We start from the raw sequence: 20691 nt of genomic DNA on the forward strand, positions 1-20691 counted from the left end.
ACAGCTGATGGTGGCGGCCGCTGACGAGTCGAGGATGTCGGCGAGCGCCGTTTCAACACCGAGCAGCGTGGTGACCAACGGCCTCCCGGCGACCAGCAGCGAATAGAAGGTCACCGCCAGCACCAGCACCGCGACGCCCACGCCCAGCAGCTCGGTGACCCCGATGGCCACGCCGGTCTCGGTGTAGACCTGCCCGCCGAGGTGCACCGTGACGGGCGCGCCGGCCGGGACCGCCGCGGCGGTCTCGAGCTGCGTCGTGAGGTCGTCGGGCAGCGCGGTCAGCTCCGCGTCGAGCTGGACCTGGGACTGCGCGTACCGCCGGTCGTCCGAGACGGCGCCGGCCGGGGCGTCCGACGCGAGCGGGTCGGTCACCTGGACGACGTGGCCGACCTGCCCGACCGCGGCCACCACCTGCTCGATCGCGGCGGCCGCGCCGGCGTCGTCCACCGTCGTCCCCGCGTCGGCCTCGTAGACGACCTGCGCCGTCGCGCCGGCGGCCTGCGGGAACCGCTGGTCCAGCACGTCGAGGCCCTGCTGCGACTCCGTGCCCGGGATGACGAACGAGTCCTGCAGCGTCCCGCCCGCGAGCGCCGCCGTCCCCCCGACGACCACCAGGACGCCGAGCCAGGTGAGCAGGGTCGCGACGCGGTGCCGGAACGCCAGGCGCCCGAGCCGGTACAGCCTCCAGGACATCGCCCGCTCCTGCCTCGCGAGGGAGTGCCGCGCCGCCGACGTCCCCCCGTCGGCCCCTCAGGGATACCAGCCGGGGTCGCGGGCAGCGCCGCGTCGGCCCCGCGACCTAGGCTGGCTCCCGGTGCGCGGCCGCGCGCCGGCCCGACCGGAAGGGACCCTCCTCGACCATGACCCGCAGCGGCATCGACACCTCGGCCCTCGACCCGGCCGTCCGCCCCCAGGACGACCTGTACGCGCACGTCAACGGCCGCTGGGCCGCCGAGCACGTGATCCCCGCCGACCGGGCGATGGACGGCTCGTTCCGGGCGCTGCACGACCAGGCCGAGGAGCAGGTCCGGGACATCATCGTCGAGGCCGGCGAGGCCGCCGACGCCACGGGCGTGCAGGCGCAGATCGGCGCGCTGTACGCGTCGTTCATGGACGTCGACGCGGTCGAGGCGGCCGGCACCGAGCCGCTGCGCCCCGACCTGTCCGCGATCGCCGCGGCCGCGACGCGCCAGGACCTCACCGACGTGCTCGGCGCCCTGCAGCGGACGGGCGCCGCGGCGGGCACCGGGTTCTGGGTCGACAACGACGCCAAGGACCCCGAGCGGTACGTCGTCTACCTCTACCAGTCGGGCCTGGGCCTCCCCGACGAGTCGTACTACCGCGACGAGCAGTACGCGTCCGTGCTGGCCGCCTACCGCCCGCACGTCGCGCGGATGCTGCGGCTCGGCGGCTGGTCCGCGGACGAGGCGGCGGCGGACGAGGCCGCGGGCCGGGTCGTCGCGCTGGAGGCGAAGATCGCCGCCGGCCACTGGGACGTCGTGAAGGACCGCGACGCCGACCTCACCTACAACCCGACGACGCTCGCGGCGCTGGCGACCACCGCGCCGGGCTTCGACTGGGAGGCGTGGTCCCGCGCGCTCGGCGCCCCGCAGGGCTCGCTGGACGAGCTCGTGGTGCGCGAGCCGTCGTTCGCCACCGCGTTCGCCGGCCTGTGGGCGTCGGAGCCCGTCGAGGACTGGCAGGCCTGGCTGGCGTACCACGCGATCACCGCGCGGGCCCCGTACCTGTCGTCCGAGCTGGTCGAGGCGAACTTCGACTTCCACGGCCGGACGCTGACCGGCGCCCAGGAGCTCCGCGACCGCTGGAAGCGCGGCGTGTCGCTCGTCCAGGGCGTGCTGGGCGAGGCCGTCGGCGAGGTCTACGTCGCCCGGCACTTCCCGCCGGCGCACAAGGAGCGCATGGAGGTGCTCGTCGGCCACCTGGTCGAGGCGTACCGCGAGTCCATCACCGCGCTCGACTGGATGGGCGAGGACACCAAGGCCAAGGCGCTCGCCAAGCTCGACGCGTTCACGCCGAAGATCGGCTACCCGGTCAAGTGGCGCGACTACTCCGGCCTCGAGGTCCGCGCCGACGACCTGGTGGGCAACGTCCGCCGCGCGTCCGCGTTCGAGCAGGACTTCGAGCTGAACAAGATCGGGAAGCCGATCGACCGCGACGAGTGGTTCATGACCCCGCAGACCGTCAACGCCTACTACAACCCCGGCATGAACGAGATCGTGTTCCCCGCCGCGATCCTGCAGCCGCCGTTCTTCGACGCCGACGCGGACGACGCCGTGAACTACGGCGGCATCGGCGCGGTCATCGGGCACGAGATCGGCCACGGCTTCGACGACCAGGGCTCCAAGTACGACGGCCAGGGCCGGCTCGAGGACTGGTGGACCGAGCAGGACCGCGCGGAGTTCGAGAAGCGCACGTCGGCGCTCATCGAGCAGTACAACGGGTTCTCCCCCGCGCAGCTGAACGGCTCGCACCACGTGAACGGCGCGCTCACCATCGGCGAGAACATCGGCGACCTGGGCGGCCTGTCGATCGCGCTCAAGGCCTACCGGATCGCGCTCGGCACGTCGCTCGACGAGGCGCCCGAGGTCGACGGCCTCACCGGCGTGCAGCGGGTGCTGCTCGGCTGGGCGCAGGTGTGGCGGGCCAAGGGCCGCGACGAGGAGGTCATCCGGCGGCTCGCGGTCGACCCGCACTCCCCCGACGAGGTCCGCTGCAACGCGGTCGTGCGCAACGTCGACGAGTACTACACGGCGTTCGACGTGCAGGAGGGCGACGGGCTGTACCTCGCGCCCGAGGAGCGCGTGCGCATCTGGTGACGCACGACCGCGGCGCCCGTCCCCGGCCGGGGGCGGGCGCCGCGGCGCGTGGCGGGGCGGTCCGCCGTCAGGGCAGCGTCGTCAGCGCCGCCGTCGCGACCCGGAACCCGGTCCCCGTCTCGTCGACCACGCAGGACATGCCGTTCGACCCGCTCGTGCAGGTGTACGGCCCGACGGTCTGCGTCTGCCCGTACTCGAGCACCGGGGTGTCCGCCGACGCCGGCGCCGGCGCCGGGCCCTCGACGCACGGCGTGGTGACGCCGTCGGCCTCGTTCAGCACCACGGTGTGGCCGGTCGTGCCGGTGCAACCCTCCGACGCCGGCACCTGGTACTGGATGTTCGCGATCGTGCAGGTCACGCCGTCGGGCGACATGGTGCACGCGATGTTCCCCGTCGGGGACGCGAACGACGTCGCGACGTCGCTGGTCGCACCGGACGTGGCGCCGTCCGTCGCGGCGCCGGACGCGGCCTGCGAGGCGGGAGCCGAAGGGCTCGCGGTCGCACCGCCGTCGTCGGAGCCGCCGCCGAGCACGACGATCGCCGCGACGACCAGGGCGAGGACCAGCACGACGTCGACGGCCAGGAAGATCTTGACGCCGCGGCTCAGGTTCGCGAGGGCTGCCATCTGCTACCTCCGGGGGTGGGGCGGGTGCGGCGCGCCCCGGGAGGCGGGTGCGCGCGCCGGCGCTCAGTCGAAGACGGGGCCCTTGGTGCGGGTGCGCTTGAGCTCGTAGAAGCCGGGGACGCCGGTGATCAGCACGAAGCCGTCCCACAGGCGGCCGGCCTCCTCGCCCTTCGGCGCCGGCGTCATCACGGGGCCGAAGAACGCGGTGCCGTTGACCGCCACGACCGGGGTGCCGACCTCGTCGCCGACCAGCGCGATCGCCTCGGCGTGCGAGGCGCGCAGCTGCTCGTCGAACTCGTCGGTGTCGCCGTACGCCCGCAGGGACTGCGGCAGGCCGACCTCGTCGAGCGACTCGCGGATGATCGCCCAGGTGTCCTTGCGGCCGCCCGGGTGCCGGCGGGTGCCGAGCGCGTCGTACAGCGGCTTGAGGTGCTCGGCGCCGTACAGCTCCTTGGCGGCGGTGAGCACGCGCACGGCGGCCCAGGAGTCGTCCATCAGCTCGCGGTACTCGTCGGGCAGGTCCCGGCCCTCGTTGAGCACGGACAGGCTCATCACGTGCCAGCGCACGTCCACGTCGCGGACCCGCTGCACCTCGGTCATCCAGCGCGACGTCATCCACGCCCAGGGGCACGCGGGGTCGAACCAGAAGTCGGCGGTGTCGCGGTCGGGCGCGGTCGTGTCGGTCACTGGGAGGGCTCCTCGGGCTGTCGACGTCGGGGTGCGTGCGCGCGGACGCGGGCGCCGTCGGGTCGACCGCGCCGTCCGCCATCATGCCCCGGAACCGGGGGGCCGTGTCACGTGGGGGCGGCGCCGGCGGCCGGCGTCGCGGACGCACGCACCCGCCGGTTGGTGGAATGATGCGGCGACGGTCAGCCAGCCTGACCACCGCAGACCTGCGACCGACGTTCCACGAGGAGACCCCGCGTGCCCGCAGAGAACCTGACCCGCGACGAGGCCCGGACCCGGGCCGCCCTGGTCGACGTCCAGTCCTACGACGTGGCGCTCGACCTGACGACGGGGCCGGTGACGTTCACCTCGACGACGACCGTCCGGTTCACCGCCCGCGAGGCCGGCGCCGGCACGTTCCTCGACCTCATCGCCCCCGCCGTGCACCGCGTCGTGCTCAACGGGACCGAGCTGGACCCCGCCGACGTCGTCGCCGACTCGCGCATCCGCCTCGACGGCCTGGCCGAGCAGAACGAGGTGGTCGTCGTCGCCGACGCCGCCTACATGAACACCGGCGAGGGCCTGCACCGGTTCGTCGACCCGGTCGACGACGAGGTGTACCTGTACTCGCAGTTCGAGGTCGCCGACTCCCGGCGCGTGTTCGCCGTGTTCGAGCAGCCCGACCTCAAGGCGACCTTCGCGTTCACGGTGACCGCGCCCGCGCACTGGGTGGTCGTGTCGAACTCCCCCGCCGTCGGCGAGCCCGTCCCCGTCGAGGGCGGCACGAACCGCAACGGCGGCCGCGACGAGGGCACGGCCACCTGGACGTTCGAGCCGACGCCGCGCATCGCGTCCTACATCACCGCCGTCGTCGCCGGCCCGTACCACCACGAGCACGGCGAGCTCACCTCCCGCGACGGCCGCACCATCCCGCTCGGCGTCTACTGCCGCGGCTCGCTCGCGCAGCACCTCGACACCGACAACATCCTCGACATCACGCGCGCCGGCTTCGCGTTCTACGAGGAGCAGTTCGACTTCCCGTACCCGTTCGCCAAGTACGACCAGCTGTTCGTGCCGGAGTTCAACGCGGGCGCGATGGAGAACGCCGGCGCGGTCACGTTCCTCGAGTCGTACGTGTTCCGGTCCAAGGTGCCGGAGGCCACGGTCGAGCGCCGCGCGGTGACGATCCTGCACGAGCTCGCGCACATGTGGTTCGGCGACCTCGTCACCATGCGCTGGTGGGACGACCTGTGGCTGAACGAGTCGTTCGCCGAGTACGCATCCACCCTGGCGACCGCCGAGGCGACCCGCTGGACGACGGCCTGGACCACGTTCTCCTCGCTGGAGAAGGGCTGGGCCTACCGCCAGGACCAGCTGCCGTCCACGCACCCGATCGCCGCGGACATCCGCGACCTGGAGGACGTCGAGGTCAACTTCGACGGCATCACCTACGCCAAGGGCGCGAGCGTGCTCAAGCAGCTCGTCGCCTGGGTGGGCCAGGAGCAGTTCTTCGCGGGCGTCCGGCAGTACTTCGCCAAGCACGCCTGGGGCAACACCGAGCTGCGCGACCTGCTGACCGAGCTCGAGGCCACCTCCGGCCGCGACCTGTCCGCGTGGTCGGCGCTGTGGCTGGAGCAGTCCGGCGTGACCCTGCTGCGCCCGGAGATCGCGTCCGAGGTCGGCGAGGACGGCGTCGAGCGGATCACCGCGCTGGCCGTGCGCCAGGAGGTGCCCGCGACGCACCCCGTGCAGCGCCCGCACCGCCTCGTGGTCGGCGGCTACGACGTCGTCGCGGACGCCTCCGGCGAGACCCGGCTGGAGCGCACCGTGCGCGTCGAGCTCGACGTCGACGGCGAGCGCACCGAGGTGCCCGAGCTCGTCGGCACGAAGCGACCCGACCTGCTGCTGCTCAACGACGACGACCTCGCCTACGCCAAGGTCCGGCTCGACGAGCGCTCGCTCGCCACCGCGATCGCGCACCTCGGCCACTTCACCGAGTCGCTCCCCCGCACGCTCGTCTGGGCGGCGGTCTGGGACGCGACCCGCGACGGCGAGACCCCGGCGCGCGACTACGTCGACCTGCTGCTCGGCAACATCGCGCACGAGACCGACTCCTCCGTCGTGCTCGTGCTGCTCCGGCAGCTGCACACCGCGCTCGACCTCTACGTGGCCGCCGAGCACCGCCCGGCCACCGAGGTCGCCGCCGCGGACGCGCTGTGGACGCTCGCGACCGACGCCGAGGGCGGCAGCGACACCCAGCTGCAGCTCGTCAAGGCGTTCGCGGCCCGGGCCTCGACCACCGAGCAGCTGGACGCCGTCGCGGCGCTGCTGGACGGCGGCACCCGCCTGGAGGGCCTGTCGATCGACACCGACCTGCGCTGGGAGCTGCTGACCTCGCTGGTCGCCGGCGACCGCGCGGGCGAGGCCGAGATCGACGCGCAGCTCGCGGCGGACCCGACCGCGACCGGCCAGCGCGCCGCCGCGGCCGCCCGCGCCGCGCTGCCGACCGCCGACGCCAAGGCCGCCGCCTGGGCCGCGGTCGTCGACTCCGACGCGCTGCCGAACGCCCTGCAGGCCGCGACCATCGGCGGGTTCGGCCGCGTGCACGACCGCACGCTGCTCCGCCCGTTCGTGGCCCCGTACTTCGACGGGCTCGAGCGCGTGTGGTCCGAGAAGACCAACGAGATGGCGCAGAACATCGTGACCGGCCTGTACCCGACCGAGCTGGCAGACGACGCCGGCGAGGGCGCGGTCGACGTGGCGGGGGCGACGGACGCGTGGCTCGCCGCGCACCCGGACGCGGCCCCGGCGCTGCGCCGGCTCGTGGTCGAGGCCCGTGACGGCGTGCGCCGGCTCCTCGCGGCCCAGGCGGCCGACCGCCACTACCACGAGGCCTGACCCGCACCCCGGCCCGGCCTGACGCGCCCGGTGCCCGACCCTCGCTCGCGGGGGGCGGGCACCGGGCGCGTCGCCGTCCCGGGCGGCGCCGCGGCGAGTTCGGTGCTCCCCGCCGAGTTCGGTGCCCGCAGGCACCGAACTCGGCGACAGCCACCGAACTCGGCGCGGCGGGCCTATCTCGGCGGGCTCGGCGAGCGCTCGGCGGGCGCCGGCGCCGCCGCCGGGAGGGCCGCCAGCCAGCGGCGCGCCGCGCGCGGGGTGCGCAGGCGCACCACCGGGACCGTCCCCGTCGCCGCGAGGCGCCGGTACCGCTCCCGGTAGGCCGCGTGCTCGGTCCACGACCACAGCACGATGTTCTCCTCCGGGTCGGTGCGCACCAGGGACGCCAGCGACTCGGTGTTGCCGTGGTAGATCGGCCGGCGCAGCACCGCCCGCGCCAGCGTCCGCCGGACGACCCGCGCCATGACGAGCGGGCGCGGGTAGTCGAGCCACACGACGGCGTCCGCGTCGTCGGCGAGCCCCTGCCGGACGTCGTTCCAGTTGCCGTCGACCACCCACCCGCCGGGCGCACCGTCGAGGAACTCGCGCAGGATGCCCCGCGCGACCTCCGGGTCCTTCTTCACCCAGCCCGGGCCCCAGAACACCTCGTCGAGCTCGCGGTGCGGGACGCCGAGGTGCCGGGCGAGCGCGCGGGCGAACGTCGTCTTGCCGGCGCCGGAGTTGCCGACGACGCGCACGCGCCGCGGGGGCCAGGTGGTCATCGGGGCAGCCTAGCGAGGGGCCCCGCGCCACCCGGCCGCGACCGGTCGTCCCGCGGCCCGCCGCACCCGCTCGGCCTCAGCCCTCCGCCAGCACCGCCGCGAGCGACCGCAGCCGCGCGTTGGTGAACAGGTCGTCGAGCAGCACCAGCCGCCCGGCGCCGTCGGCGAGCGGCACCCGCCAGTTCGGGTACTCCTGGTCGGTCCCGGGCTGGTTCTGCGCCCGGCGCTCCCCCACGGCGTCGGCCAGCGACACCCCGACGAGGACGCTCGGCGTCCGGAGCACGTACCGGTGCAGGGCCTCGACGACCTCGCGCTCGGAGGGGTCGTCGCCCAGCAGCCCGCGCTCGCGCAGCACCGTCAGCATCGCCTCGCGCTCGGCCCGCGCGGCGCGCCGCACCTGCTCGACCGGCTCCGTCAGCAGGCCCAGCCGCTCGCGGAGCGCGACGTGCTCCTCGGCGAGGTAGCCCGCCGTGGGCGGCAGGTCGTGCGTCGTCACCGAGGACAGCGCGAGCCGGCGGTAGTCCTCGGGCGGCAGCGGCCGGCCCTCGGCGTCCTTCTCGAACCACAGGATCGAGGTGCCGAGCACGCCGCGGTCCAGCAGGTAGTCGCGGACCCAGGGCTCGACGTTGCCGAGGTCCTCGCCGATGACGACCGCGCCCGCGCGGTGCGCCTCCAGCGCGAGGATGCCGATCATCGCGTCGTGGTCGTACCGGACGTAGGTCGCCTCCGCGGGGCTGTTGCCCTGCGGGATCCACCACAGCCGGAACAGCCCGATGATGTGGTCGATCCGGACGGCGCCCGCGTGCCGGAGCACGGTGCGCAGCATGTCCCGGTACGGCCGGTAGGCGACCCGCTCCAGCTCGGCGGGGTGCCACGGCGGCTGCGACCAGTCCTGCCCCTGCTGGTTGTACATGTCCGGCGGGGCGCCGACCGACGCGCCGCGGGCCAGCACCGAGCCGAGCGCCCAGGCGTCCGAGCCGTCGGGGTGCACCCCGACCGCCAGGTCGTGCATGACCCCGATCGACATGCCGGCCTCGTGGGCGGTGCGCTGCGCGGTCGCGAGCTGCTCGTCGCACAGCCACTGCAGCCAGCAGTAGAACCGCACCCGGTCCGCGAGCTCGGTGCGGGCGCGCAGGGCGCCGGGCGCGGCGGGGTCGCGGAGGTCGGCGGGCCACGGCGGGGCGCCGTGCTGCTCGGCGAGCGCGCACCACAGGGCGAAGTCCTCGAGCCCGCGGCCCTCGCGGCGCCGGAAGTCGTCGAACGCCGACTGCCGGGCGGCCGACCGCGGCGCGGCGAACACGACCTCGAGCGCGGCCTTCTTGGCGGCCCACACGACGTCGCGGTCGATCGGCCCGTCGTCGGTGTCGAGCGCGAGCGCCTGCTCGGCGGACCACTCGACGAGCGCCCGGTCGGCCGACGACAGGTACGCCGTCTCGGGCACGTCCTCCACGCGCAGGTACAGCGGGTTCACGAACCGGCGGGTGGTCGGCAGGTAAGGCGACGGGGTCAGCGGTGGCACCGGCTCGGCGGCGTGCAGCGGGTTGATGAGCAGGAACTGCGCGCCCGCCTCGTGGCCCGACAGCCACGCCAGGTCGGCCAGGTCGCGCAGGTCGCCCGCGCCCCAGGACGCCCGCGAGCGCACCGAGTACAGCTGGACCATGAGGCCCCACGCGCGCTTCTCGTCGAGCGCCGCGGGCAGCTCCAGCCGGTCGGGCGTCACGGCCAGCGGGCTCGCCGCCTCGCCCGACGGTCCGGACGTGCGCAGGAGGTGCCAGCCGAGCGGCAGGCCCGCGGGCACGACGAACGTCGCGCGCCCGACCTCGCGGCCGTCGACGGTGCGCGGCTCGACCACGACGTCGGCCTGCTCCAGCTCGACCCGCTCGCTGACGGCCCCGGCGGCGCGGCGGCCGCGGCCCTCGGCGCCGTCGATCTCGACCCAGGCGCGGACGGGGTCGCCGTGCGTCACGTGCACCGGGACCTGGACGTCGTCGGACTGCCGGACGACGACGACCGGCGGCAGCACCCGGCGCCAGGGGACGTCCTCGGCGTGCCGCAGCGCGACCTCGACGCGCTCGGGCGTCGAGGCGTCGACGCCCAGCGCGCCCAGCACGGCGACCAGGGTGGCGGGGGCGACGTCGCGCATCCCGCCGTTGAACTCCTGGAACTCCGTGGCGACGCCGTGCGCCCGCGCCAGGTCCAGCAGGGACTCGGGGGCTGTGTGCTCGGCCACACGCCGATCCTGCCAGAGCAGCGGCGCTCACGCCGGGCAGCCGCGCTGGTGGGTGCGGGTGCGGGGCGGGTGCGGGGCGGGCGCGGGCGGTCGCGGCACCCGCCCCGAGCGCGCGCCGGGGACCCGTCGCCCCGGGCCGTAGGGTGGCGCGCATGACCGCCGAGCACGCCGCCGCCGCGGCCGACGCCGCCGCCACGCCCACCGGCTACCCCGCCGCCCGCCGGCTCGACCTCGTCGAGGACCTGCACGGCCGCGCCGTCGCCGACCCGTACCGCTGGCTGGAGGACGCCGACGACGCCGCGACCGAGGCCTGGTCGACCGCCCAGGACGACCTGTACGCCGCGTACCGCGCTGGGGTCACGTCGGGCGCCCTCGCCGAGGGTCCGCTCGCGACCGGCCCGCTGACGGAGCGGCTGCGCGCGCTGCTCGGCGCCGGCTTCGTGGGCGCCCCCGCCTGGCGCGGCGACCGCCGGTTCTTCTCCCGCCGCACCGGCGACCAGGAGCACGGCGTGGTCGTCGTGGCCGAGCCGGACCCGGACGCCCCCGGCCGCGAGCGCGAGCGGGTCCTGGTCGACCCGGTCGCGCTCGACCCGGCCGGCACGACGACGCTCGACGCGTGGCAGCCGAGCAAGGAGGGCGACCTGCTCGCCTACCAGGTGTCGCACGGCGGCACCGAGGAGAGCGTGCTGCACGTGCTCGACGTCGCGACGGGCGAGCTCGTGGACGGGCCGGTCGACCGCGCCCGGTACTCCCCCGTCGCGTGGGAGCCGGGCGGCGGCTCGTTCTTCTACGTGCGCCGCCTCGCGCCCGAGCTGCTCCCCGAGGGCGAGAAGCAGTACCACCGCCGGGTGTGGCGGCACGTGGTCGGCACCGATGCGGCGCAGGACGTCGAGGTGTTCGGCGACGGCCTGGACCTGACCAACTACTATGGCGTCTCGGTGTCCCGCGACGGCCGGTGGCTGATCGTGTCCGCGTCGGCCGGCACCGCGCCGCGCACCGACGTGTGGATCGCCGACCTGCACGCCACCGAGCCGGGCGCGGTGCCCGCGTTCCGGGAGGTCGCCGTCGGCTACGACGCCGAGATCGCCGCCTGGGTCGGCCGGGACGGGCGGCTGTACGTGCACACCACCCTCGACGCGGACCGCGGCCGGCTCGCCGTCGGCGACCCCGAGGACCCGGGCGTCCCGCACTGGACGACCCTGCTCGCGGAGGACCCCGAGGCCGTCCTCGAGGACGTCGCGTTCACCGACGGCGGCGGCGACGACACGACCCCGCGGCGGCTGGTCGCGGCGTGGCGCCGGCACGCGGTCAGCGAGATCACGGTGCACGACCCGGCGACCGGCGAGCGGCTCCCGGGCGCCGCGGGCACGGTCGACCTGCCCGGGCTCGGCTCGACCGGCGGGCTCGTGACCCGGCCCGACGGCGGCCCCGACGTGTGGTTCTCCTACACCGACCACACGACGGTCACCGAGGTGCACCGGTACGACGCGGAGTCCGGCACGACGACGCTCTGGGCCGCCCCGCCCGGGGCCGTGGCCGACCTGCCGGACGTCCGGGTGCAGCGTCTGGTCGCGACCAGCGCCGACGGCACCGAGGTGCGCGCGTTCGTCGTCGCCCGGGCGGACGCGCTGGACGCCGACGGCCGGCCCCTGGCCCCCGCGCCGACGATCCTCTACGGCTACGGCGGCTTCCAGATCTCGCTCGACCCCGCCTACTCCGCCACCACGCTCGCGTGGGTCGAGGCCGGCGGCGTGTACGTCGTCGCCAACCTGCGCGGCGGCGGCGAGGAGGGCGAGGAGTGGCACCGCGCCGGGCGCCGCTGCCACAAGCAGCACGTGTTCGACGACTTCCACGCCGTCGCGCGGCTGCTCGTCGACGACGGCTGGACCACCACCGACCGGCTGGCGTGCTGGGGCGGGTCCAACGGCGGCCTGCTGGTCGGCGCCGCGCTCACCCAGCACCCGGAGACGTTCGCCGCGGTCGTCTGCTCGGCGCCGCTGCTCGACATGGTCCGCTACCAGCGGTTCGGGCTCGGGACGACGTGGAGCGACGAGTACGGCGACGCGGACACCCCGCGCGAGCTCGACTGGCTGCTGTCGTACTCGCCGTACCACCGGGTGGTCGAGGGCACCGCGTACCCGGCGACGCTGTTCACGATCTTCGACGGCGACACCCGCGTCGACCCGCTGCACGCCCGCAAGCTCGGGGCCGCGCTCCAGGCCGCCACCTCCGCCCCGCTCGACGAGGCGCCGGTGCTGGTGCGCCGCGAGAAGGGCGTCGGGCACGGCGGCCGGGCGCTGTCCCGCACGATCGCCCTGACGGTCGAGCAGCTGCAGTTCGTCGCGGACCGCACGGGCCTGGCGGCCGCCCGGCGCTGACGCCGCGCGCGCCCCCGCGCGGGACCGTGTGAGGGTCCCGTGCGGGCGGCGTGCGGGGGCCGGGGGCGGCCCGGCGCCGGGGCGGCGGGCGGCGGCGCGCTCCCGCTAGCGTGGACCGGTGATCTTCTCGTCCCTCCCCTCCGTGCTCGCCGCCGCGGGCGACGACCCGGGCGCCGAGCTCGCCGACAACGCCAACGCGCTCGTCGACTGGCTGCTCGGTCCCGGGCTGCGCATCGCGATCATCGTCGTCATCGGCGTCGTCGCGCTGCTGCTGGTCCGCCGGCTCATCAAGGCCGTCACCGAGCACATCGCCGACGGCACGTCCCTGCTGCAGCGCGGCATCGCCAAGCCGCTCGGCGGCACCGAGGTGGCCGCCGCCCTGCGCAAGGTCAACCCGATCGCGAACGCCCGGCGCACCCAGCGCGCCCGCACCATCGGCTCGGTGCTGCGGTCCACGGCGGGCATCGTCATCGGCACGATCGTCGTGCTGTCGGTGCTCGACCAGGTCGGGGTGAACATCGCCCCCTTCATCGCGTCGGCCGGCATCGTCGGCGTGGCGCTCGGCTTCGGTGCGCAGAGCCTGGTGAAGGACTTCCTGTCCGGCATGTTCATGCTGCTGGAGGACCAGTACGGCGTGGGCGACGTGGTCGACGTCGGCCCGGCGCAGGGCACGGTGGAGTCGGTCGGCCTGCGGGTGACCAAGATCCGCGACGCCGACGGCACCCTCTGGTACGTGCCGAACGGGTCCATGCTGCGGGTGGGCAACAAGACCCAGGGCTGGGCGAACGCCGTGGTCGAGGTGAAGGTCGACTACTTCGCCGACCTCGACCGGGTGGGCGACGTGCTGGTCGGTGCGGCGGCGCGGCTCGCCGAGGACCCGGCGCTCGGCCCGTCGATGGAGGGCTCGGCCACCGTCACCACCGCCGAGGACCTGTCGTTCGACGCCGTGACCGTGAAGCTCGTGCAGCGCACCGCCCCGGCGCGGCAGTGGGCGGTCGCCCGCGCGCTGCGCACCGCGGTCCGCGAGGCGCTGGAGGCCGCGGACATCCCCCTGGCCGGGCAGCGCGAGGCGCTGGAGGCGCACCGCGAGCGGGTCTCGGCGACGGACGACCCGACGACGGACTGAGTCCGCCGGACACGCGACGGCCCCGGCCGCACCGACCCGCTCGGGGTCGGTGCGGCCGGGGCCGTCGTCGTGCGCGGGGCGGCCTGCGTCAGCGCAGGCCGTCGAGCTCCGCGGCCAGGTTGTCGGCCTCGGGGCCGACGATGACCTGCACGATGCGCCCGGAGCGCACGACGCCGAACGCGCCGGTCGCCTTGAGGGCGTCCTCGTCGACGCGCTGCGGGTCGGTGACCTCGACGCGCAGGCGCGTGATGCAGGGCTCCAGGTCGACGACGTTGCCGCCGCCGCCCAGGGCCACCAGGATCTGCTCTGCCTTGCTCAATGGAACCCCCGTCGTGCTGTTCGTGCCGGACTGCCCCCGCGGCCACCCGCGCGGGCGGTCGCCTGACCACCAGCGTAGTCCGCGCGGCGGCCCGCGACCGGGTGCGACGCCCGGACCCCGCCGCGCGCGGTGCGAGACTGTCGCCATGACCGAGCAGCCGCCGCTCCCCGCGCCCCGCCCGGCCGGCCCGACCCTCCCGCTGAGCGCCGCCGCGCCCGCGCCGTCGCCGGTCGCCCCGGCGCCCGAGGGCAGCTCCGAGGCCCGGCGCCGGGAGTCGTTCTACGAGGCCGTCGGCGGCCACGTGACGTTCACCCGGCTCGTCGACGCCTTCTACGAGGGCGTCGCGACCGACCCGGTCCTGAAGCCCATGTACCCCGAGGAGGACCTCGGCCCGGCCAAGCGGCGCCTCACGATGTTCCTCGAGCAGTACTGGGGCGGGCCGACCGCCTACTCCGAGGAGCGCGGGCACCCGCGGCTGCGGATGCGGCACATGCCGTTCGCCGTCGACCCCGACGCGCGCGACCGGTGGCTGCGGCACATGCGCGCGGCGGTCGACACGCTCGGGCTCGCGCCGCTGTACGAGGCGACGCTGTGGGACTACCTGGAGCGGGCCGCGCACTCGCTGGTGAACACCGCCGGACGCTGAGCCGGGGGCGCGCGGGCACGCAGGCGGCACCGGCGGCGCGGTCCGGGGCCCGGCCGTCGTGAGACGCTGGCCCGCGTGACCGACGCCGCGCCCTCGACCGCCCCCGCCTCCACCCCCGACCCCATCACCGCGCTGCTGGCCGTCCTCGACGTCGCCCCCGGCGCCGGCCCGGACGCCTTCACCGCGGCGAGCCTGCCGAAGCCCGGCGGCCGGGTGTTCGGCGGCCAGGTCATCGCGCAGGCGCTGGTCGCGGCCGGCCGCACCGTCCCCGACGGCCGGCTCCCGCACTCGCTGCACGGGTACTTCCTGCGCGCGGGCGAGGTCGGCACGCCGATCGAGCTCGGCGTCGAGCGGCTGCGCGACGGCCGGTCGTTCTCCGCCCGGCGCACGCACGCGGCGCAGGACGGCGACCCGATCCTGTCGATGATCGCGTCCTTCCAGGAGGACCAGCCCGGCGTCGAGCACACCGAGCCCGCCCCGGACGTCCCGGCGCCCGAGGACGTCGAGTCGGCGATGGACCGCATGGGCCACCTCGACCACCCGGTCGCCCGGTTCTGGACGCACGAGAGCGCGTTCGACGTCCGGCACGTCGGCGGCTCGCTGTACCTGGGCCCGGCCCCGACGCCCGAGGGCCGGCAGCGGGTGTGGATGCGCGCGAAGGGCGCCCTCCCGGACGACCAGCTGCTGCACCGCGCGCTGCTCGCGTTCGCGTGCGACCAGATCATGCTCGAGCCGGTGCTCCGCCGCGCCGGGCTGTCCTGGCTGACGCCGGGCCTGTCCGTCGCGAGCCTCGACCACGCGATGTGGTGGCACCGGGACGTCCGGGTCGACGACTGGCTGCTGTTCGACCAGGACAGCCCGTCGGCCCAGGGCGGACGCGGGCTCGGCAGCACCCGGGTGTTCGACCGGTCGGGCGCGCTGGTCGCGACGATCGCGCAGGAGGGCATGGTCCGGGTCCCGGCCGCCTGACGGGCGCGGGGGCTAGGGCCCCGGCCCCTCCCTGACGGCTCAGGCGCTCCGCTGGCGAGGCCCCGCACCCCGGTGCACAGTGTCCCGGTGGTGAGGCTGCGACGGGTCAGGATCGACTCCCCGGGGTGGACCCGGCGACGTGCGGGGAAGGGCTTCTCCTACCTCGACGTCGACCGCGTCACGCGGATCACCGACGTCGAGCACCTGGACCGGATCCTCGCGCTGGCCATCCCGCCGGCGTGGCAGGACGTGTGGATCAGCCCGTGGGCCAACGGGCACATCCAGGCGGCCGGGCTCGACGACGCGCAGCGGCGGCAGTACCTCTACCACGAGCAGTGGCGGCGCCGCCGCGACCGCCTCAAGCACGACCACGTGCTCGACGTCGCCCGGCGGCTGCCGGCCGCGCGCCGGTCGGTGCGCCGCGACCTCGCGCTGCCGGGCTTCCCCCGGGCGAAGGCGCTGGCCCTGGCGTTCCGGCTGCTCGACCTCGCGTACTTCCGGGCCGGCGGCGAGGGCTACGCGCAGCGGAACGGCTCCTACGGCCTCGCGACGCTCCGCCGCGAGCACGTCCAGGTCCTGGCCGACGACGACGGCGCCGAGACCGCCGTGCGGTTCCACTACCCCGCCAAGTCGGGGCAGATCCGGGACGTCGTCGTCGAGGACGCGCAGGTCGCGGAGCTCGTCGGCACGCTGCTGCGCCGGCGCGGCGGCGGGCCCGAGCTGCTGGCGTGGCGCGACGACGACGGCTGGCACGACATCACCAGCGCCGAGGTCGGGGCGGACGTGAAGCACCGGCTCGGCGACGACGCCAGCCCGAAGGACTTCCGCACCTGGCACGCGACGGTGCTCGCGGCGCGCGGGCTCGCGGCGTCCGGCGCGGCGCCGAAGTCCGAGCGGGGCCGGCGGCGGGTCGTGGCGACGGTCGTCAAGGCGGTGTCCCACGAGCTCGGCAACACCCCCGCGGTGTGCCGGGCGTCGTACATCGACCCGCGGGTCGTCGAGCTGTGGTCGCACGGCAGCACGATCCGGCCCACGCGCTCCCAGGCGGTCGCGGAGAAGGAGACCCTGGCGCTGCTGTCCTGAGGGCGTCAGTCCCGGACGCGGGCCAGCGCGAAGCCGTCCCAGCCCTTCGCGCCGACCGTCTGCAGGGCGGTCGCGTCCAGACGTGGGTGCGTGCCGAGCGCGTGCAGCACCTCCCGCGACCCCACGACGCGCGGGTCCTCGGACGCCGCGTCGGCCACCTCGCCCCGGCGCACCACGTTGTCGACCACGATCACCGTGCCGGGGTGGGACAGCCGCACGGCGAGGTCGAGGTAGCGCGCGTTGCTGGGCTTGTCGGCGTCGATGAAGACGAGGTCGAACGCCTCCTCGCCCTGCGCGAGCAGGCCCTCGACCGACTCGCCCGCCAGCCCCTCGAGCAGCCGCACCCGGTCCGCGACGCCCGCCCCCACGAAGTTGTCCCGGGCGACCGCGGCGTGCGCCGGGTCGATCTCCAGCGTCGTCACGTGCCCGTCCGGCCCGACAGCGTCGGCGAACCACAGCGTGCTGTACCCGGCCAGCGTGCCGAACTCCAGCACCCGGCGGGCACCCGCGATCCGGCACAGCAGCCACAGCAGCCGGCCCTCCGTCGGCGCGACCTCGATGGCCGGCAGCCCGGCCGCGCGGCCGGCGTCCCGCGCCGCGACCAGCGCGGCGCTCTCCGGCACCAGCTCCTCGACCAGGTACGCGTCCACCGCGGCCCAGCCCTGCTCCCCCGACCCGTGCTCGCCCATGGTCCGATCATGCACCCGCGCCCACCGTCGCGGACGGGGTGGGAGCACCCGGGCCCCGGGATGCGGGTCGCGCGGGGGCGTCGGAGACTGCGGACGTGCCCCAGGACCCCGCCGTGACCAGCCCGGGCGCGGACGCGCCCACCGCCGACGACCTGCTCCACGAGCCGGTCGCCCGCACCCTGACCGGGATCGTCCCCGGCGTCGGCGACGACGGCCGGCCGCGCCCCGACGCCCCGCTCGTCGCCGTGACCGGCGTGACCGGCTACGTCGGCGGCCGCCTCGTGCCCGAGCTGCTGGCGGCCGGCTACCGGGTGCGCGCGATCGCCCGGCGCCCCGAGCGGCTGCGCGGCCGACCCTGGTACGACGCCGTCGAGGTGGCCCAGGCGGACGCCGCCGAGCCCGAGCAGATCCGCGCGGCCCTCGAGGGCACCGACGTCGCCTACTACCTGATCCACTCGCTCGGCTCGGGCCGCCGGTTCGAGCAGCGCGACCGGCACACGGCGCTCGTGTTCGGCGCCGCCGCGCGCGAGGCGGGCGTCGGCCGGATCGTCTACCTGGGCGGGCTGTCCCCCGACACCGAGGACCTGTCCCCCCACCTCGCGTCGCGCAAGGAGGTCGGCGAGATCCTGCTGGCCTCGGGCGTGCCGACGACGGTGCTGCGCGCGGCCGTGATCCTCGGCTCGGGGTCGGCGTCGTTCGAGATGATGCGGTACCTCACCGAGCGGCTGCCCGCGATGACCGTGCCGAAGTGGCTGGACAACCGGATCCAGCCGATCGCCGTCCGCGACGTGCTCCGCTACCTGGTGGGCTCGGCGTCGATGCCGCCGGAGGTGAGCCGGGAGTTCGACATCGGCGGGCCGGACGTGCTGACCTACCGCGACATGATGCAGGGCTACGCGAAGGCCGCCGGGCTGCCGCGGCGGATCATCGTCAAGGTGCCCGTGCTCACGCCGCGGCTGTCGAGCCACTGGGTCGGGCTGGTCACGCCGGTGCCGTCCGGGATCGCGCGTCCGCTCGTCGAGTCGCTGGTGCACGAGGTCGTGTGCGACGAGCACGACATCGCTCAGTACGTGCCGGACCCGCCCGAGGGGCTGATCTCGTTCCCTCGCGCGCTGCGGCTGGCCCTCGCCCGCATCCGCGAGGCCGACGTCACGACGCGCTGGTCGTCGGCGGGCGTGCCCGGGGCGCCCTCCGAGCCGCTGCCGTCCGACCCGGACTGGGCCGGCGGGTCGCTCTACGAGGACGCCCGGAGCGTCGAGGTCGACGCCTCCCCCGCGGCGCTGTGGCGGGTGCTGGAGTCGGTGGGGGGCGAGCGCGGCTGGTACTCGTGGTCGCTCGCCTGGCGGGTGCGCGGGCTGATGGACCGGGTCGTCGGCGGCCCGGGCCTGCGCCGCGGCCGGCGGGACCCGCGGCGGCTCGTCGTCGACGACGCGGTGGACTTCTGGCGGGTCGAGGAGGTCCAGCCGGGCCGGCTGCTGCGGCTGCGTGCCGAGATGCGGCTGCCCGGGCTGGCGTGGCTGGAGCTGCGGGTCGAGCCGGAGGGCGGCGAGCCCGCGCGCCCGGCGACCGGCTCCACCGACGCCGACGACCGCCCGGCCGACGTGTCGCCCGACCGCTGGACCACGCCGCCCACCCGGTTCGCGCAGCGGGCCGTGTTCCACCCGCACGGCCTGCTGGGGCAGCTGTACTGGTGGTCGGTCTACCCGTTCCACGGCGTGGTGTTCGGCGGGATGCAGCGCAACATCGCCCGCGCGGCGGAGACCGCGGAGCGCTCCCGCCGCGACCTCCCGCGCTGACCCGCCGCTCGCCCGCGCTGACCCGCCCGCGCCCGCACGCCTCTGCGCCGAGATAGGACCGCGGCACCGAGACAGGACCGTCTGCGGTCCTACCTCGGCGCCCGGGTCCTATCTCGGCGCGGTGCGTCGCCGAGGTCGGTGGTTCTCGCCGAGGTCGGTGGCGAGGAGCACCGAACTCGGCGGGAGCCACCGAAGCGGACGCCGCCTGCTGGCGCGAGGGGTCAGCGGCCGCGGCGGCGGAAGGTCGGCGGAGCCTCGACGTACGGCAGCCAGGCCGCGCGCTCGGTCTCGCCGATCCGGCGGGGCGACCCGCTCGCGGCGTCGACCAGCACCAGCGTCGTGACCGCGCGGGCGTACGGGCCGAGCGCGCCCGCGGCGGCGTCGTCCGGGGACGCGTCGTGCACCTCGTAGCAGACGTCGATGCTCGCGCCGCCGAGGTGGCCGATCCACATGTCGACGACGACCGGCGTGCGGCGGTAGCCCAGCGGGCGCAGGTACTCGACCTCCTGGCGGGCGACCAGCGTCGCGGTGCGCGCACCCGGCCCGGCGTCGAGCACGGCGGTCGGCCAGGTCTCCCGGTCGGCGGGCCCGGTCGCGGGTGCGGCGCCCTCGCCCAGCGGGTCGGCGGGCGCGGGGTGCGCCCAGAACGCCTCGATGCGCGCCTCCTCGAGCAGCCGCAGCAGCTCGACGTTGTTCACGTGCCCGTACGCGTCCATGTCGGACCAGCGCAGCTGGACCGGCACCCGGAGCCTGGCCATGCGTCCCCCGTTCCTCGGTGCGGCGCCGCGGGGTGGCGCCCCCAGCATCCTGCCCCTCCCGCCGGGGCGGGTGGGTGCGGCGCGCGTGTGGCGTCGGCCGCACCCGGTCCCGGCACGCCGCCGGGTCCGCCGGCAGGACTCCGTCCGGCTCGACGGCCCGGTCCGCCGCAGCGCCGCGCGGGTGCGGGCACGGCGCCGGGCCTCCGAGCGCCGACCCGCCCGGTCACCGCCCCCGGTCGCCCGCCGCGCGGAGCGCCTGCTCCCGGCACGCCGCCAGGTCGCCCAGCACCGCGGCAGCCGGGTCGGCGACCCGCTCGCGCGCGACCCGCGTCACCGCCGCGAGCAGCCGCGCCCGCGCCGCGCGCGCCCGACCCCGGGCACGCAGGCGCGCGAGCCCGGACGCCAGGAGCGCGAGCAGCGCGCCCGCGAGCAGCCCGCCGACCAGCAGGACGGTCGGCGCCGGGAACGGACCCCACTCCGGCGTCCGCGGCACCGGCAGCTGCAGGTACGCCAGCCCCGCGAGCGCCGCGAGCCACAGCGCCCCCGCGACCGCCGCCGCGAGCAGCAGCCACTGCAGCCACCCGGCGAACCGCACCCACGCCCCCGGGCGGTCGGGCAGGAGCGGCGTGCCGCCGACGGCCCGGTCGAGGTCGTCGGCCAGGTCGGCCACGCCCACCGCGTCCCGGACGGCGAGCGCCCAGGCGTCCGGGACGTCCGCGGTGGCGGCGTCGACGTACCGCCGCACGGCCGACGACGCGGCGGCGCGGGCGGCGGGGCCCGCGGGCGGGAGCGAGGTCCGCTCGACCGCACCCGGCACGGAGTCGTCGGCGGGCGCGCCCCGACCTCGGCGGCCCGCGCCCGCGCCCGTCGCCAGGTGCAGCCGCCGCAGCTGGTCCGGTCGGAGCCGGGC

At 76.1% G+C, this 20691-nt stretch carries 15 protein-coding genes and 2 pseudogenes; 8 read left to right on the forward strand and 9 right to left on the reverse strand.

What is annotated here, in order from left to right:
- A pseudogene (locus KVT14_RS18095) lies at window positions 1-693 on the reverse strand (MMPL family transporter); the annotation flags it as partial.
- A 167-nt stretch (window positions 694-860) separates the two neighbouring features.
- On the opposite strand from KVT14_RS18095, the gene KVT14_RS18100 reads away from it, so the two are divergent.
- The gene (locus KVT14_RS18100; RefSeq protein WP_217616939.1) at window positions 861-2837 is read left to right on the forward strand and encodes a M13 family metallopeptidase; all 1977 of its coding nucleotides are present in this window, start codon (window positions 861-863) and stop codon (window positions 2835-2837) included.
- A gap of 67 nt (window positions 2838-2904) precedes the next feature.
- Here KVT14_RS18100 and KVT14_RS18105 read toward each other — a convergent pair whose 3' ends face one another.
- Window positions 2905-3462: a hypothetical protein gene (locus KVT14_RS18105; protein WP_217616940.1), complete on the reverse strand. Its 558-nt coding sequence runs from the start codon at window positions 3460-3462 to the stop codon at window positions 2905-2907.
- Window positions 3463-3525: 63 nt separating this feature from the next.
- Window positions 3526-4149, reverse strand: coding sequence for a DsbA family protein (locus tag KVT14_RS18110; protein ID WP_308161150.1), 624 nt, complete (start codon window positions 4147-4149; stop codon window positions 3526-3528).
- Window positions 4150-4386: 237 nt separating this feature from the next.
- Here KVT14_RS18110 and pepN point away from each other — a divergent pair, with 237 nt between their 5' ends.
- Window positions 4387-7026: an aminopeptidase N gene (pepN, locus tag KVT14_RS18115; RefSeq protein ID WP_217616941.1), complete on the forward strand. Its 2640-nt coding sequence runs from the start codon at window positions 4387-4389 to the stop codon at window positions 7024-7026.
- A gap of 173 nt (window positions 7027-7199) precedes the next feature.
- Here the strand turns inward: pepN and KVT14_RS18120 are convergent, their stop codons facing one another.
- Window positions 7200-7787 (reverse strand): toxin, encoded by a 588-nt coding sequence (locus KVT14_RS18120; RefSeq protein ID WP_217616942.1) that lies wholly within the window; start codon window positions 7785-7787, stop codon window positions 7200-7202.
- Between the two features lie 76 nt (window positions 7788-7863).
- On the reverse strand, window positions 7864-10017 hold the full coding sequence (gene malQ / locus KVT14_RS18125; RefSeq protein WP_308161151.1) for a 4-alpha-glucanotransferase: 2154 nt from the start codon (window positions 10015-10017) through the stop codon (window positions 7864-7866).
- Window positions 10018-10169: 152 nt separating this feature from the next.
- Here malQ and KVT14_RS18130 point away from each other — a divergent pair, with 152 nt between their 5' ends.
- Together KVT14_RS18130 and KVT14_RS22650 are read left to right on the forward strand one after the other, a co-directional pair.
- On the forward strand, window positions 10170-12395 hold the full coding sequence (locus tag KVT14_RS18130) for a prolyl oligopeptidase family protein (protein ID WP_217616943.1): 2226 nt from the start codon (window positions 10170-10172) through the stop codon (window positions 12393-12395).
- A 118-nt stretch (window positions 12396-12513) separates the two neighbouring features.
- Window positions 12514-13521: a mechanosensitive ion channel family protein gene (locus tag KVT14_RS22650; RefSeq protein WP_308161152.1), complete on the forward strand. Its 1008-nt coding sequence runs from the start codon at window positions 12514-12516 to the stop codon at window positions 13519-13521.
- A gap of 88 nt (window positions 13522-13609) precedes the next feature.
- Here the strand turns inward: KVT14_RS22650 and KVT14_RS23015 are convergent, their stop codons facing one another.
- Entirely contained in the window at window positions 13610-13987 is a 378-nt protein-coding gene (locus KVT14_RS23015) for a glucose PTS transporter subunit EIIB (protein ID WP_147796168.1), read from the reverse strand.
- Here KVT14_RS23015 and KVT14_RS18145 point away from each other — a divergent pair.
- The 3 genes from KVT14_RS18145 (at window position 13986) to KVT14_RS18155 (ending at window position 16538) form a co-directional block, all read left to right on the forward strand.
- A complete protein-coding gene (locus tag KVT14_RS18145; RefSeq protein ID WP_217616944.1) occupies window positions 13986-14486 on the forward strand; it encodes a globin in 501 nt (166 codons plus the stop codon). The two genes, KVT14_RS23015 and KVT14_RS18145, sit on opposite strands and share 2 nt — an antisense overlap.
- Window positions 14487-14561: 75 nt before the next feature.
- Window positions 14562-15455: an acyl-CoA thioesterase II gene (locus tag KVT14_RS18150; protein ID WP_217616945.1), complete on the forward strand. Its 894-nt coding sequence runs from the start codon at window positions 14562-14564 to the stop codon at window positions 15453-15455.
- A gap of 90 nt (window positions 15456-15545) precedes the next feature.
- Window positions 15546-16538 (forward strand): DNA topoisomerase IB, encoded by a 993-nt coding sequence (locus KVT14_RS18155; RefSeq protein WP_308161153.1) that lies wholly within the window; start codon window positions 15546-15548, stop codon window positions 16536-16538.
- Between the two features lie 5 nt (window positions 16539-16543).
- Here KVT14_RS18155 and KVT14_RS18160 read toward each other — a convergent pair whose 3' ends face one another.
- The gene (locus KVT14_RS18160) at window positions 16544-17227 is read right to left on the reverse strand and encodes an O-methyltransferase (protein WP_217616947.1); all 684 of its coding nucleotides are present in this window, start codon (window positions 17225-17227) and stop codon (window positions 16544-16546) included.
- A gap of 179 nt (window positions 17228-17406) precedes the next feature.
- On the opposite strand from KVT14_RS18160, the gene KVT14_RS18165 reads away from it, so the two are divergent.
- On the forward strand, window positions 17407-19023 hold the full coding sequence (locus KVT14_RS18165) for an SDR family oxidoreductase (RefSeq protein ID WP_254631245.1): 1617 nt from the start codon (window positions 17407-17409) through the stop codon (window positions 19021-19023).
- Window positions 19024-19244: 221 nt separating this feature from the next.
- Here KVT14_RS18165 and KVT14_RS18170 read toward each other — a convergent pair whose 3' ends face one another.
- Together KVT14_RS18170 and KVT14_RS18175 are read right to left on the reverse strand one after the other, a co-directional pair.
- Window positions 19245-19781 (reverse strand): thioesterase family protein, encoded by a 537-nt coding sequence (locus tag KVT14_RS18170; RefSeq protein WP_217616948.1) that lies wholly within the window; start codon window positions 19779-19781, stop codon window positions 19245-19247.
- A gap of 223 nt (window positions 19782-20004) precedes the next feature.
- A pseudogene (locus KVT14_RS18175) lies at window positions 20005-20691 on the reverse strand (GTP-binding protein HSR1); the annotation flags it as partial.

It is taken from the genome of Cellulomonas sp. GbtcB1 (assembly GCF_019091725.1).
Lineage (GTDB): Bacteria > Actinomycetota > Actinomycetes > Actinomycetales > Cellulomonadaceae > Cellulomonas.

Coding starts and splice junctions, on each gene's coding strand:
- KVT14_RS18170 (WP_217616948.1), bottom strand. CDS start 19,781: ATGGCCAGGCTCCGGGTGCCGGTCCAGCTGCGCTGGTCCGACATGGAC.
- KVT14_RS18145 (WP_217616944.1), top strand. CDS start 13,986: ATGACCGAGCAGCCGCCGCTCCCCGCGCCCCGCCCGGCCGGCCCGACC.
- KVT14_RS23015 (WP_147796168.1), bottom strand. CDS start 13,987: ATGGCGACAGTCTCGCACCGCGCGCGGCGGGGTCCGGGCGTCGCACCC.
- KVT14_RS18105 (WP_217616940.1), bottom strand. CDS start 3,462: ATGGCAGCCCTCGCGAACCTGAGCCGCGGCGTCAAGATCTTCCTGGCC.
- KVT14_RS18130 (WP_217616943.1), top strand. CDS start 10,170: ATGACCGCCGAGCACGCCGCCGCCGCGGCCGACGCCGCCGCCACGCCC.
- KVT14_RS18100 (WP_217616939.1), top strand. CDS start 861: ATGACCCGCAGCGGCATCGACACCTCGGCCCTCGACCCGGCCGTCCGC.
- KVT14_RS18120 (WP_217616942.1), bottom strand. CDS start 7,787: ATGACCACCTGGCCCCCGCGGCGCGTGCGCGTCGTCGGCAACTCCGGC.
- KVT14_RS18160 (WP_217616947.1), bottom strand. CDS start 17,227: ATGGGCGAGCACGGGTCGGGGGAGCAGGGCTGGGCCGCGGTGGACGCG.